We start from the raw sequence: 13,476 nt of genomic DNA on the forward strand, positions 1-13,476 counted from the left end.
GCACTCACCTCACGGGGTGAGTGCCGGCGTCGTGCGCTGTCCCGTTCTTGCGGGTCATCCCGTTGCCCGGCCAAATCCGGAGCTCAGCTCCGGGCGGCGCCGGTTGCGGCGATGAGGTCCATCATCGCGCGGTGCAGCGTCTCCACCTGTTCCCGCGTGAGGCCCAGCTTGGCCATCATGGTGCCGGGAACCGAAGTTGCCTGTTGACGCAGTGCTGCTCCGGCGGGGGTCAGCGCCACGGCCAGGGTCCGTTCGTTTCCCTCGACGCGGCGCCTCGAGATGAAACCGGCCGATTCCAGACGACGGAGGAGGGGGGAGATGGTGGCGGGCTCCTGGGCAAGTGCCTCGCTGATGTCACGGACGGAGCGGGGGCTGGATTCCCACAGGCACAGCATGACCAGGTACTGGGGGTGGGTTAGGCCCAGCCTCTCCAGGACCGGCTTGTAGGCGCCGACGACGCCGCGTGAGGCGACCGTCAGTGCGAAGCACAACTGGCGTTCCAGCAGAAGATCGTCCTCCACGGATTCGGCAGCGGCGTCGTGGACCGCTTCGTCGGCGGCCGGGTACGTTGCCGGGGCATTCCGGTTCCCTGTCATGAGCGTTCCTTCAATAGTTAGTGCACTAATAATTAGTGTATCGTTGATTCTGGCAGCAGCCTTCGAAATGGAGAAGTGGATACCGTGGCAAAAGAGAATGCTTCACAACGGTTCATGCGGGCAACCGGCAAGCTGAAGGCGATATTCGGCCCCGCGAACCGGAGTTCCCTGGTGCACGACATGACCGAGGAGAACCGCAGGCTGCTCGCCCAGCGCGAGGCCGAAACCCAGCAGTGGGAAACGGTCCACCGCCCGGACGGCAGCACCTACGTCGTGCCGCGCAATCCGGACGATAAGTCCCTCCGCTAGGCGCTGAAGAGGCCGGGGCCTTTTCGGCAGTCCCGGCGTAAAATGAGGGCACTGGCAGTTACGAAGAGCAGATGCTCGACCTTCGTTCAGGGAAGGAGGTGGGACTTGTGGCACATGTACTCGCTGGCTTTATGGACCTGACCGACAGGCTCCGGTTCGTATTCGGCCCTGCCACCCAAGGCGATTCCTCAGCGCCGGTGGTTCACATGCATGACGACTTCGAGCACGCCTCGGAAGACGATCTGGCGCAGTTTGAGGTCGAGACCGATTCCGAAGGCCATCACTACGCAGTGCGCAAGAGCGATCTCCAGTAGGGGGAAATCCTGAAACTTGCGCAGTGAACACGACGCATTGAACATGGCGCGCTCCACGGCGCATGACCAACGCGACTGCCGGCCTGGCTGAGCCAGACCGGCAGTCGTTTTCTTGTGCCTGAAGCCTTTGGTTAGCGGCCTGTGCCGCCGTAGACCGTTGCCTCGTCTTCGCTGTCCAGGTCGAACGCCTTGTGGATGGCCCGGACGGCGTCGTCCAGCAGATCGGCGTGCGTCACCACAGAGATGCGGATTTCTGACGTGGAGATCATGTTGATGTTGATGCCGGCGTCGGACAGGGCCTTGAAGAACGTGGCCGAAACGCCCGGGTGGGAGCGCATGCCCGCGCCGATCAGCGAAAGCTTGCCGATCTGCTCGTTGTACTCAATGCTTTCGAAGCCGATCTCCGGCTCGGCCGCCCGGAGGGCCGCGAGGGCGTCTGCACCTTCCACGATGGGCAGCGTAAAGGAAATGTCCGTGCGGCCGGTCCCGTGCGTGGACACGTTCTGGACAATCATGTCGATGTTCGAGTGCGCGTCCGCGATCACCTGGAAAATCGCGGCTGCCTTGCCGGGGATGTCCGGAACACCCACGACGGTGACCTTGGCTTCGGACCGGTCGTGTGCAACACCGGAGATGATTGGCTGCTCCAAGGCAACTCCCTCTTGAGTCTTGATTTTGTCGTCGGCGCCCGGCAGGACCCAGGTGCCTTCGTGCTGGCTGAATGAGGAACGGACGTGCAGCGGCACACCGAACCGGCGGGCGTACTCGACGCACCGCAGGTGGAGGATCTTGGCTCCCGACGCGGCCAGTTCCAGCATTTCCTCGCTGGAGATGCGGTCGATTTTCTGGGCGGATGGCACCACGCGCGGATCGGCGGTGTAGATTCCGTCCACGTCCGTGTAGATCTCGCAGACATCGGCGTCCAGGGCGGCCGCAAGGGCAACGGCGGTGGTGTCCGAGCCGCCGCGGCCCAGGGTAGTGATCTCGTTGGTGGTGCGGCTCATGCCCTGGAAGCCGGCAACGATGGCAATATGGCCCTTGTCGAGGGCCGTCCGGATGCGGTGCGGATCGACATCGATGATCCGGGCCTTGCCGTGGATGCCGTCGGTGATCATGCCGGCCTGGGAACCGGTGAAAGACTGGGCGGAGGCGCCGAACTTGTTGATGGCCATTGCCAGCAGCGCCATGGAAATGCGTTCGCCGGCGGAGAGCAGCATGTCCATCTCCCGGGCCGGAGCGGAATCGGTGACCTGCGCAGCGAGATCCAGCAGTTCGTCCGTGGTGTCGCCCATCGCAGAAACCACCACAACGACCTCGTTGCCGGCTTTCTGCGCGTCGACAACGCGCTTGGCAACCCGCTTGACGCCCTCCGCGTCGGCCACCGAGGAGCCGCCGAACTTCTGCACGATGAGCTGGGCGGTGGCGGCCGGCTTAACGGCGTGCTCCTGCGGCTGCGGCTCGGTCTTCACATCGGTACTGGGCATACTCATGCGTGCACCTTCACTGGATCAATCGGAGTTCTGGAGGCCAGGCGGCCTTGCGGCGCGGCGGCGTAACTGATGTGACCAGTTTATCGCCGCCCCCGGCGGGCGTTGAATTGTGACCCCGGACGGTCAGCTGAGGGCGTCGCGGCGGCCCTCGAAGGCCCGGCCGAGTGTCACTTCGTCGGCGTACTCGAGGTCGCCGCCTACCGGGAGGCCGGAAGCCAGCCGTGTCACTGCGATGCCGATCGACTTGAGCATCCGGGCAAGATACGTGGCCGTTGCTTCCCCCTCGAGGTTGGGGTCGGTGGCAATAATGATTTCCTGGATGGCGCCGTCGTTGAGGCGGGTCAGGAGTTCGCGGATCCGCAGCTGGTCGGGACCGATACCGGCGATGGGGTTTATCGCGCCGCCCAGCACATGGTATCTGCCCCGGAAAGAGCGGGTACGCTCCACCGCCAGGACATCCTTGGATTCTTCCACTACACAGATGACGGAGGGGTCCCGGCGCGGGTCCCGGCAGATGTTACAGAGCTCCTGCTCGGTCACGTTGCCGCAGGCCGTGCAGAACTTAACACGTTCCTTGACCGTGGTGATGGCATCCGCGAGGCGCTTCATGTCCTGGGGATCGGCCTCCAGAATGTGGAAGGCCAGCCGCTGGGCCGACTTTGGCCCGACGCCGGGCAGGCGTCCGAGCTCGTCGATCAGCTCTTGAACTGCACCCTCGTACACAACGTCCTCGATTACTTGGTTGGAAGATGGCCGCTAACCCGTGCCGCCGGCACGGCGCGACCGGCGACGGACAGCGGACGGAGCGGGCGGGCAGTCCGTTCTAATAACGGGGCACCAGCGGACTTCCGTCCAGTGACCGTTCCTCAATCAGCTTTCCGCCCAGAATACGCTCAACCGCGGCCCTGCCAAACACGCCGGACTCCTCGATGGTTTCGTCGTCCGCGCTGGGGATGTCCTGTACGTAGGACGCCACGGAGTCGGCCTTGCGGGCCGGTGCCTTCGCCCGCCCTGCTTCGGCTTCTGGGCTGTTCGACAGCCTCTGGTAGAGGCTGAGCTTTCCGCTGGCGGGAAGTACAGGTGCCGCCTCGGGCGACGCAGCCGGGACTGCCTCAGGGCGGGGCTGTGAAGCGGGCGCCGCGCTTGGCGCGAATGCAGTGGCGTGGGCTGCCGGAACCGGAGCGGACGCCATGGCATAGGCAGGAGCGAACGCTGGCGTGCCTGCTTCAGGCTCGGTGGATTGAGCCTGTGCCGGAACGTGGGCGTCGACCGCAGCCGGCGTGGACACCGAAGCGCCTGCCAGGACCGGTTCCGCCTGGACCGGTTCCGCCGGGGGCACCTGAGCCGTTGCCGGTTCATAGCGCGGTGCAGTTGTTGCTGGCGGCGTTTGCCCACTTCCATCCGCGGTTTCGCCCGAATACTTGCCCACATTGCTTTCGGAGCCAATGAGCCACACGCCGGGGGCCTGTTCCACGGCACGCGTCCAGGGGTCGCCGGAGTTATCGGGCACTGACTGGCGGTCAGTTTGGCCGGGTCCGTCCTTTTGTTCGGCGCGTTCAGCTGGTGCCGGGTGCCCAGTCGGTGCCGATACCGCGTCGGCAGCCTGGCGCGGCAGATCCTGCGACGACGGAGCATTGTGCTGCTGACGTTGGGGCGAAGGCTCCCAGTCCATGGGCGGTTCTTCGTCCAGGGGCGGGGCGTCCTCGTCGAGGGGCGGACCCCAGTCGTCGTCAGGGTAGGAGTAGGAGCCGCCAAGTCCGGCACCGGATTGCTGGCCAGCGTCGCCTGATGGCAGGCCATCTGATGACACGGCGTCTGATGACACGGCGTCGTCCGGTTGGCCGGCGTCGGCGGGCTGCAGCGAAGCGGTGGCCGCAGGAGCGGGCGAAGGCTGACTGCCGGTGCCGTGATCCGGGGCGGTTGGAGCGGGTGCCGGACCAGGGGGCGGCGTCCAGCCTGACCCGCCAGCAGGCGAGGCTGGTGGGGTTGAAGCCGACGACGGAACCACCGCGGAAGCCGCACCGGGCGAAACGGCCGATGCCGCTGCCGGCGCTTGCACCTGCCGCTCCGGTTCCCGCGCGGATTGAGGCATGGCCGGGGTCAGCCCCCAGTCCGCATCCGCGGTGGTAGCCGGGATGTCCCGGCTAGTAGGCCCTTTTGGGTTTGGGTCAGAGCTCGCTGCGCTATTGGATCCGCCTGCCGTCGCAGTGATCTGGCAGTCGATGCCGATGGTCTTGTGGATGGCCTGCCGCAGGTTCTCGGAATGGTCGGCGCGCCCGAAGGCTCCCGCCAGCCCGGGCGTCGTGAAGACCAGCGTCAGCACCTGACCGTCGAACTGGCCAACCTGGGCGTTGGGCTCCACAAGCGCCCAGGTGCTGCGCTTGATTTTCGTGAGCGTCTGCAGGATCTCCGGCCATGCACGCCGCAGCACTTCGACGTCGGCGGCTGCACCCGCAGGCGCTGAAGCTGCTGCGCGAGGGGCAGTGGCCGGAGTTGCAGCAGGTGCTGAGGGCGCCGCTTCCGGGCGTGACTCCGCAGCGTGCGCAGGCGCGACGCCGGAGGAGGGCGGGGCAGCCTGCGCGGGTTGAGCGGGTTCTTTTGGCTGGGCGTGCAGAACGGGCTCGCGTCCGGTGCCGGCAGCCGAATCGGAGGACGGCCTGCGGACGCCTGGCTGCGGTTCTTCCACCGGCCAGTCGCTGGTGCTGATCCGGGGTGCAGCGATGGTCTCCCGCTCTGCCGGCGTGCCGACCTGCGGGACAGCCGGTGGGTGGCTGCCTGGCGCTTGAGTGGCAGTCCCGGCGGTCGAAGGGGCCGGCGTCGTAGCGGGCGCGGGAACAGCGGCCGGTTGGGGAGCAGCGGCCGGTGCCGGGGGAACAGCGGCCGGTTGGGGAGCAGCGGCCGGTGCCGGGGGAGCAGCGGGCGCGGGAGCAGTGGCCGGGGGAGCAGTGGCCGCCGGAGCGCCGACGTCGTTACCTGCGTAATTGAGTCTGCGCTCCACGCGGTCGATCCGCGCCGCAATGCCGCGTTCGGTCTGTTCCGAACTGGGCAGCAGGATGCGGGCGCAAAGCAGCTCGAGGTGCAGCCGCGGGGAGGTGGCGCCGGTCATCTCCGTCAGGGCGGTGTTGGTGACGTCGGCTGCCCGCGACAGTTCGGCGGCGCCCAAGTTGTGCGCCTGGTTCTGCATCCGCGCGATCTGGTCGGCCGGCGTGCCCCGAAGGATGGACTGTGCGCTTTCCGGCATGGCCTGGACGATGATGAGGTCCCGGAAGCGTTCCAGGAGGTCTTCGACGAAGCGGCGGGGATCATGCCCGGTCTGAATGACACGGTCCACCGCCCGGAAAACGGTCGCGGAATCGGAGGCGGCAATGGCCTCAACCACATCGTCCAAGAGCGAAGCGTGGGTGTAGCCAAGGAGCGCGACGGCGAGCTCGTAGTCCAGGCCGTCGGGTCCGGCTCCGGCCATGAGCTGGTCAAGAACCGACAGCGAATCCCTGACAGAGCCTGCGCCCGCGCGGATGACCAGAGACAGCACGCCTGGCGCCACGGGAACGTTTTCCTGCTTGCAGAGCAGCTCGAGGTACGCCATCAGCGGTTCCGGCGGCACCAGCCGGAAGGGATAGTGGTGCGTGCGGGACCGGATGGTTCCGATGACCTTGTCCGGCTCGGTGGTGGCAAAGATGAATTTGATGTGTTCCGGCGGCTCTTCAACGATTTTCAGCAGGGCGTTGAAGCCTGCCGAGGTGACCATGTGGGCTTCGTCGATGATGAAGATCTTGTAGCGATCCCGAACGGGGGCGTAGGTAGCCCGCTCCCGGAGGTCCCGGGCATCGTCAACACCGCCGTGGCTGGCGGCGTCGATCTCGATCACGTCGAGTGATCCTGAGCCGCCGCGGGCCAGTTCAATGCAGCTGGGGCACACGCCGCAGGGGGTGTCTGTGGGACCTTCCGCGCAGTTGAGGCAGCGGGCCAGGATGCGGGCCGAAGTGGTCTTGCCGCAGCCGCGCGGTCCGGAGAAAAGGTAGGCGTGGTTCACGCGGTTTTTGCGCAGGGCCGTCATGAGCGGCTCCGTGACATGTTCCTGCCCGATAACGTCCGCGAACGAATCGGGGCGGTACCTACGGTAAAGGGCGGTAGTAACAGTCACAGAGAAAACCCTACCAATCGGGACTGACATAAAAGACCCCCCATGCACCCGCCAGAGCCCGTCTACCCTTGCTACCTTCCGGTCCTGGGGGAGTTCAACAGGATGACGCCACATGAGGGGCCGTCAGACAGTTTACCCGAAGTTTCGGCGTGCCCCGAATCGGCCCGGGAGCGCCCCCACGCCGGCTACCGATGCCCGTTCACCGGCCAGGTCATGAACGCCGGTTCCTCGTAGGGGTGGGCCGCCCGCAGTGCACGTACGACGGCGTCGAGCACGGCATCATCCACCACGCACTCGATCCGGTGTTCAGGCACCATCTCCTGCACACCTTCCGTGCCGAGAAACGGCCGGGAGCCGCTCAGGGGCGTGAACCGCCCCGTTCCCGGCGACGTGAAAGAGCAATGCGAATAGTGGCCAAGCCGCCCGGCACCCGCGTCCCCGACGGCGGCCATCAGGGCCTCGGCATGTGACTCGGGAACATACACGACAAGGGCGCGGAGCTGCGACATGACACCCATCCTGCCAGCCGCGTACCGGCCCGTCACGGCCGAACAACCACGGCGAAAAATAGGGCCTAATCCACTCAATTGGGCGATGCCGGAAAGTTCGGGTATTCTAGTATCTGCTTTTGATTCAGAAGCAACTGGAGAATTCGCCTAGCGGCCTATGGCGCACGCCTGGAACGCGTGTTGGGTTAACGCCCTCGGGGGTTCAAATCCCCCATTCTCCGCCATCGTAAACCCCGGTTCTGACATTGTCGGAACCGGGGTTTCGTGTATTCGGGCTTCCCTCCCAAATTACGGAGCTCCCAGCTTTCGGATCCGCTGCCGGGCGGCGCGCTCGCTCGGACTCATCCGGCCCAGCGCCAGGCGCACGACGGCGAGAGTCGCGCTGGTAGCCAGCTTCACCGGGAGGGGCAGCGGGCCAAGACGCGCCTGCCGCAGTCCCAGCATCTCGCGGTATTGGGGTTCCAGGCTGAGCACCGCTCCTTGGAAAAGCACCCGGTATCCGGGCTTCAGGAAGGGGTGCAACGGCGGATTCCGAATGAAGGCCACGGTCTCGGCAACCCTCTGGTCCGCGCGCAAAGCGCCCGTTGCAAACCACGCGTCCAGCTCCCGTTTCAGCTCGGTCTCGCTGAGGGGTGGAGAATTGATGCCCATCAGCCGGCCTGCCTGCGCCCACTCACGGACGTAGGCATCGGGTCCGCCCGGAATGGGGCCGCCCCACCTCTTGTGTGCCTCCAGAAACGAATCGACGAAGGTGACGTGCACCCAAGTGAGCAGCTCAGGATCGTTGGCCGAATAGTCCCGGGCGGCGCCCGTCCCGTCCACGTACGTTCCGCGAACTGACTCGTGAATACGGAGCACGGAGCTGGTCGCAGCCTGTGCATCGGCCGTGGACCCGTAAGCGACGGCGTGGATCCAGCGGGTTGTCCGGGCGAGGCGGCCCAGGGCGTCCTCGCGGAATCTGGAGTGGTCGTGGACCCCGGCGAGGACGCCAGGATGAAGCGACTGCATGAGCAGTGCCCGGATTCCTGCGACCAGGGTGGGCATGCCCCTGTGGACAGCCCAGACGGCGGATCCCGGCAGGAAATAGCCGGCGTCGTCGCCCTCGGCGAACAGCTGCATCCATTCCGGCGGCGCGTCAGGGCTTCCCGTGAGGGTCCGCTTAACTTCTGCCTGCCATTCCCTGGGGAAGTTGCGCATGTTCTATTCTCGCGCACCCGGCCTGGGCCCCCTAAACCTATATTGGGCCGGTGCTTACCCCCCGTTTTAGGGGGTTTCCCCCTGCTCGTGCCTGTGGCCACAATGGAGGACGCGCTCGTCGAGACAGGAGTTTGACGGGTCCAATTTCAGGAGAATTCTGTGGCAGCTCATGGGGGATACCGACACGCACCGAGGGTAAACGGCCCGGGCCGGATTGCCTTGCGGAGCCTTTCCGCTGCGGTGGTCGTGGGGTTCTCCGTCTTCGCCTTCGGATTCCAGGGACCGTCCGGTCCGGTCCCGCAGCCTGCTGCGGCCACCATCGCACTGACGCCTCCCTCGGGCACAGTAGGCCCGGCGCTGCTTGACCCGGACAGCGTCCCCGACGGGCATGAAGTGGACGGGGCAGCCGCCGACTCCGCTGCAAAAATACCTTCCGGCCGGACACCCGGGGGCAGTTCTGCCCGTGGTGCGTCGGCAAAAACCGGCGCCAAACCGCAGACACCCGGAGTCGCGTCGACGGTTCTGAAGCGTCCCGGCAAGGGCTTCCTCATGGCTCCGCTCGAAGACCTGGTTCCGAGCTCACCGTTCGGGCTGCGTCACAATCCCCTGACCGGGGAGGCCGGAGAATTCCACTGGGGCCAGGACTTCGCCGCCGCCTGTGGAACCCGGGTCTATGCTGCCGACTCCGGCGTGGTCCGGGCGGCCGGTTGGCACCCGTGGGGCGGCGGCAACAGGGTTGAGATCGACCATGGAAATGGCCTGATCACAACGTACAACCACCTGCGGGGCATCGCCGTGGAGAAGGGCGATCACGTCCGCGTCGGTGAGGTGATTGCCGAGGTCGGTACCACCGGATCCTCCACCGGATGCCACCTGCACTTCGAAGTCATCAAGGACGGGCAGCACGAGGATCCGATGAAGTGGACCTTCCTGCCCATCCGGCAGGTCGCGTCCCTGAAGCCTGGCGTTATGGCCAGCTTCGACCCCGACGCGCCGAGCATGGCAGGCTGGACGATTCCCTTCCTTGACGGAAGCACGGACGACGGCGGCACCTCACCGGCTGTTTCGGCGGTGGGCAGCGACCCGAAGCCGAGTGCCGTCGCGAGGTCTTCGCGGCCTTCCCTGCTCACCAGTTCGTCATCGCAAGAAGTTGTCGCAACGCCGAGCCCCCGTGTGACGCCCAAACCGGATGTTGTCACCAGGCCGGCCGCCCCCGCGGTGACGCCCAAGCCGACACCAAAACCAACGCCGACTCCAACCCCAACGCCTGTACCACCGCCAACCCCGACTCCAACCCCCACCCCGGTGCCAATCCCGACGCCGGAACCGGCGCTCCCACCGACGCCTGAACCGGCACCGCAACCGACTCCGGTCCCGCCTGTAGACCCGGCCCCGGAAACACCTCCGGCTGATCCGGCGCCTCCCGCGGATCCGCTGCCTCCCGCAGAGTCAGTGCCCACACCCCTGACGGAACCAGCGCCTACGCCGGCTCCAACGCCGACCGAGCCGCCAACTCCGACGCCGACGGAGCCGCCGGCCCCGACGCCGTCAGCAGCAGTCGATTCCGCGGCTGATCCAAGTGTTGTCACAAAAGAAGCCCCTGCGGATGCGCCCGCAGGAACTGAAGCTGCCGTGACGGCGGATCCCACCGCCGCGCCGTAATCGCGCGGCAGGGTTCGCCGTCCGGCTCCAGCCGGTAAGGAGGTCGAAGGAATGCAGCGGCTGCAATTACCGTTGTCATTAATATCAACCATGCGACCGGCCAGAGAGCACCATGTAACTTCCCTCCCCACGATTCCGCCGACACTCAATGACGGAACCGTCATTGATTTTGGACGCTTTACAGGGAACACAGTGCCTGTTGGCTTCGGTGTCACAGTCCCGCTGACCGCCTGGACAGATCTCCATGGCCAGGAACAGCACCCCGCGTACAGCGAGTTGACCAAATCCAAGAAGAGCATTCTGCCTTGCACGGCGCGGTGGAACCCCTGGAAGTTCCGCATGAACCAAGCTGTGAAGGTGGAGATGTGGGGCGGCTCGCCCCCGCCGTTGATCCGGCGTGACCGGACCTCCGGCAAACCCAAGAAAGCGGCCATCGCATGATGACCGCCAATATGAAACGAAAGCGAGGAGCGTTAGCCAAGAAGCGGCAGGCATCGTAATTTTTCAACATGCCAACTTCAGTTTCCCCAAAGTTTGCTTTTTATCTGGTTGGATGGAGCGTACTGAGAGGGAACACTGGAGGCGCCCGCTTCCTAACTACCGCGAAGGCAGCAATGGAGCTCATCGAGGCCGAGCACCCCAGGCCACGTCATTTTCTACTCCACCTGAGTGACCCCCACCTGTTGGGAGGTCCGGACCCCCTTTACGGCGCAGTTGACAGCGAAGCGCGCCTAATTCAGCTATTCGACGAGGTCCAGGCATCAGGCGCTCGTCCGGAAGCCGTCATTTTCACCGGCGACCTGGCGGACAAGGGAGACCCCGAGGCTTACGCCAAACTCCGCGCGATCGTTGAACCGGCGTGCGGGGATCTGGGCGCCAAGGTCATCTGGGCAATGGGTAACCACGACAACCGCGCCAATTTCCGGGCCGGTCTGCTGGACCAGCCGGGGAATGATGACCCCGTGGACCACAGCTATTACGTCAACGGCCTGCGAGTCATCACCATGGACACTTCCGTGCCGGGATTCCACCACGGCGAGCTCAGCGGCGACCAGCTGGACTGGCTGGCCGCGCAGCTGGAAACCCCGGCCCCGGACGGCACCATCCTGGCGCTGCACCATCCGCCGGTGCCCTCGGTGCTTGACCTGTCCGTGCTCGTAGAGCTTCGCGACCAGGCCGCCCTGGCTGCCGTGGTCCGCAACTCGGACGTGCGGACCATTCTGGCAGGGCACCTTCACTATTCCACCACTGCAACCTTCGCCGGTATCCCGGTGTCGGTGGCCTCGGCCACGTGTTACACCCAGGACTTGAACGTCCCTGTGGGAGGCACCCGCGGCCGTGACGGCGGGCAGGCCTTTAACCTGGTGCACGTGTACGAGCACACCATCGTCCATTCGGTGGTGCCGCTGGGCGCGGCGCCCACGGTGGGGGAATACGTCAGCCCCGAAGAATCCGAGCGGCGCCTCGTGGCCGCCGGAGTCCGCATCCCAGAGCATGCCAAGCGCCCGGTCCTGACCGCAAAGTCCTAGCCCCAGGGGCCCGACATCGAGGCGGCAGGTCTGCCGCGGCGACGCAATCGCCGCGGCAGGCCCTTACTTGTCCCAGCCCTTACTTCTCCCAGGGTGCCTTGATGGGGTAAAACTTCTCCAGGAAGTCGGTGACGAGCTCGGCCCGCTCCTCGGCCGGAACCTCTGGGAAGCTGCCGTCATTGAGGCAGAAGAAGTCCATGTTGCGCTTAGCCAGCAGCTTGGGCAGATAGTTCAACCCCGCCCGGAGGGTCGTGTCCACGTACCTGACCTTGGCCGCTGTCTGGGTGACAGCACGGCCGGTGAGCAGCGCGTAGTAGTGGTAGAAGGAATTGGTCACGGAGATGTTGTCCGCCGCGCGGAAGGTGCTGGCCGCAGTCTTGGCGAATTCATTAGGGAACTCCTGCTCCATCTGGGCCACCACGCTGCGCCTGAGGGGCGCGGCGGAGTGCTCCAGGTGGCGCGTGGTGATCCGGCCAAAGCGGTTCCACAACAGCTTCCGGTTCACCCTGGCGGCATTCTCGAAGCCGCTGCGCTCGGCTGCGTTGTCCCCGAGCCCGATCCGGGTCTCGGCCTCGATGAACTTGGTGATCCCGCCCGGGGTGAAGAACATGTCCGGCCCCACAGGACGCCCGAAGAACATGTCGTCGTTGGAGTACAGGAAATGCTCTGAAAGACCCTCGATGTGGTGCAGCTGGCATTCCACGGCCTGGGAATTGTGGGTAGGGAGCACGGACGGATCGGCGAAGAACTCTTCGCTCCGGACAATCGTCACGGACGGGTGGTCCGCCAGCCATTCGGGCGCGGGGGAGTCCGTAGCTATGAAGATGCGGCGGATCCACGGCGCGAACATGTAGACGGACCGGAGTGCGTACTTCAGCTCGTTGATCTGCCGGTACCGCGCTTCGTGGTCGTCACCCTCACCGAGGACAGCGCCGGTCTGCCGCGCCCTGCGGGCTGCGATGTACTCCGGAGAACTGCCGTCTACCCACGAGAAAACCAGGTCGATGTCGAAGCTGATGTCGCTCGCGTGATCAGCGAACATGTTCTCGATGGTGGGCCAGGTGTGGCCATAGCGTTCAACGGTTCCCCGCACGGCGTCCTGCGTCAGCATGGTGCGGCGCGTCAGCGAGTTCTCGATCGGCAGGATGAGCTGGTCGCCCTCGAAGCTCCAGAGCTCCACCTGCACGCCTGCGGAGGCGCCGAACTCGAAACCGCCGTTCGGCTCCACCCGGGGCCTGTACAAGCGGAAGATCCTCGCCTGACGGTTGGTGGAAAGTTCACCGTCCGCCACGAGCACGGAGGTCTTCTTCTTGGCGTCCACGGTCATGGAGTAGAACGGCTCGTTGCGGCACGCCTCAACCAGGGCGGCCCGCAGCTTCTTGCGGTTCTTCCAGTCCAGGGCGATCACAGGGCGGTCGTTGTTGCCCCGGACCAGCAGGTAATCCAGGCTGGCGCCTGCCAGCACCGTCCGCAGGAAGAGCAGGTCCTCCACCATGGCCTGGTAGGGCGTGCGGTTCTGGTTGATCAGTGCATACCGGCCAGAGCGACGGACCACGTCAGGGCGGTGCTTGAGGCGCGCAACAGCGGCCGGCGACGTTACTTCCGCAAGCACCGGGACATCCTCGGAAGTCTGTCCGCCGTAATAGATGTCGTCCTGAACCGTTACGTCTGTAATGGGGATTCTCCGTGCTGCTAGGGGATGGGCTCTTACTTGCATGATAGTCCT

General features: G+C 65.4%; 12 protein-coding genes, 1 tRNA gene and 1 other RNA gene. 6 read left to right on the forward strand and 8 right to left on the reverse strand.

Features of this window, described 5'->3' with window-relative positions; genetic code table 11:
* Window positions 1-83 precede the first annotated feature (83 nt).
* Window positions 84-596: a MarR family winged helix-turn-helix transcriptional regulator gene (locus AC1DDG_RS04310; RefSeq protein WP_230118721.1), complete on the reverse strand. Its 513-nt coding sequence runs from the start codon at window positions 594-596 to the stop codon at window positions 84-86.
* Window positions 597-710: 114 nt separating this feature from the next.
* Here AC1DDG_RS04310 and AC1DDG_RS04315 point away from each other — a divergent pair, with 114 nt between their 5' ends.
* On the forward strand, window positions 711-905 hold the full coding sequence (locus tag AC1DDG_RS04315) for a hypothetical protein (RefSeq protein ID WP_476875205.1): 195 nt from the start codon (window positions 711-713) through the stop codon (window positions 903-905).
* A gap of 71 nt (window positions 906-976) precedes the next feature.
* Entirely contained in the window at window positions 977-1,219 is a 243-nt protein-coding gene (locus tag AC1DDG_RS04320; protein WP_476875059.1) for a hypothetical protein, read from the forward strand.
* A 131-nt stretch (window positions 1,220-1,350) separates the two neighbouring features.
* Here the strand turns inward: AC1DDG_RS04320 and AC1DDG_RS04325 are convergent, their stop codons facing one another.
* From AC1DDG_RS04325 to AC1DDG_RS04345, 5 genes are all read right to left on the reverse strand, one after another.
* Complete coding sequence (locus tag AC1DDG_RS04325) at window positions 1,351-2,709, reverse strand: aspartate kinase (protein WP_476875060.1); 1,359 nt, start codon at window positions 2,707-2,709, stop codon at window positions 1,351-1,353.
* Window positions 2,710-2,832: 123 nt separating this feature from the next.
* Window positions 2,833-3,432, reverse strand: coding sequence for a recombination mediator RecR (gene recR / locus AC1DDG_RS04330; protein WP_476875061.1), 600 nt, complete (start codon window positions 3,430-3,432; stop codon window positions 2,833-2,835).
* A gap of 100 nt (window positions 3,433-3,532) precedes the next feature.
* Window positions 3,533-6,883 (reverse strand): DNA polymerase III subunit gamma and tau, encoded by a 3,351-nt coding sequence (locus AC1DDG_RS04335; protein WP_476875062.1) that lies wholly within the window; start codon window positions 6,881-6,883, stop codon window positions 3,533-3,535.
* An RNA gene (ffs, locus tag AC1DDG_RS04340) (signal recognition particle sRNA small type) lies at window positions 6,882-6,978 on the reverse strand. The genes AC1DDG_RS04335 and ffs overlap by 2 nt, the downstream gene beginning before the upstream one ends.
* 60 nt (window positions 6,979-7,038) lie before the next feature.
* Window positions 7,039-7,362, reverse strand: a complete 324-nt coding sequence (locus AC1DDG_RS04345) for a hypothetical protein (RefSeq protein ID WP_476875063.1) — start codon at window positions 7,360-7,362, stop codon at window positions 7,039-7,041.
* Between the two features lie 136 nt (window positions 7,363-7,498).
* Here AC1DDG_RS04345 and AC1DDG_RS04350 point away from each other — a divergent pair.
* Window positions 7,499-7,586, forward strand: a tRNA-Ser gene (locus AC1DDG_RS04350).
* Between the two features lie 64 nt (window positions 7,587-7,650).
* Here AC1DDG_RS04350 and AC1DDG_RS04355 read toward each other — a convergent pair.
* The gene (locus AC1DDG_RS04355; protein ID WP_476875064.1) at window positions 7,651-8,559 is read right to left on the reverse strand and encodes an oxygenase MpaB family protein; all 909 of its coding nucleotides are present in this window, start codon (window positions 8,557-8,559) and stop codon (window positions 7,651-7,653) included.
* 159 nt (window positions 8,560-8,718) lie between these two features.
* On the opposite strand from AC1DDG_RS04355, the gene AC1DDG_RS04360 reads away from it, so the two are divergent.
* From AC1DDG_RS04360 to AC1DDG_RS04370, 3 genes are all read left to right on the forward strand, one after another.
* The gene (locus tag AC1DDG_RS04360; RefSeq protein ID WP_476875065.1) at window positions 8,719-10,221 is read left to right on the forward strand and encodes a M23 family metallopeptidase; all 1,503 of its coding nucleotides are present in this window, start codon (window positions 8,719-8,721) and stop codon (window positions 10,219-10,221) included.
* Between the two features lie 51 nt (window positions 10,222-10,272).
* Entirely contained in the window at window positions 10,273-10,662 is a 390-nt protein-coding gene (locus AC1DDG_RS04365; protein ID WP_476875066.1) for a hypothetical protein, read from the forward strand.
* A gap of 173 nt (window positions 10,663-10,835) precedes the next feature.
* Complete coding sequence (locus AC1DDG_RS04370; RefSeq protein WP_230118731.1) at window positions 10,836-11,750, forward strand: phosphodiesterase; 915 nt, start codon at window positions 10,836-10,838, stop codon at window positions 11,748-11,750.
* Window positions 11,751-11,829: 79 nt separating this feature from the next.
* On the opposite strand, the gene AC1DDG_RS04375 is transcribed toward AC1DDG_RS04370, so the two are convergent.
* Window positions 11,830-13,467: a stealth family protein gene (locus AC1DDG_RS04375; RefSeq protein WP_230118732.1), complete on the reverse strand. Its 1,638-nt coding sequence runs from the start codon at window positions 13,465-13,467 to the stop codon at window positions 11,830-11,832.
* Between the last annotated feature and the right edge of the window lie 9 nt (window positions 13,468-13,476).

This window comes from Arthrobacter sp. 10L430 (assembly GCF_056395245.1).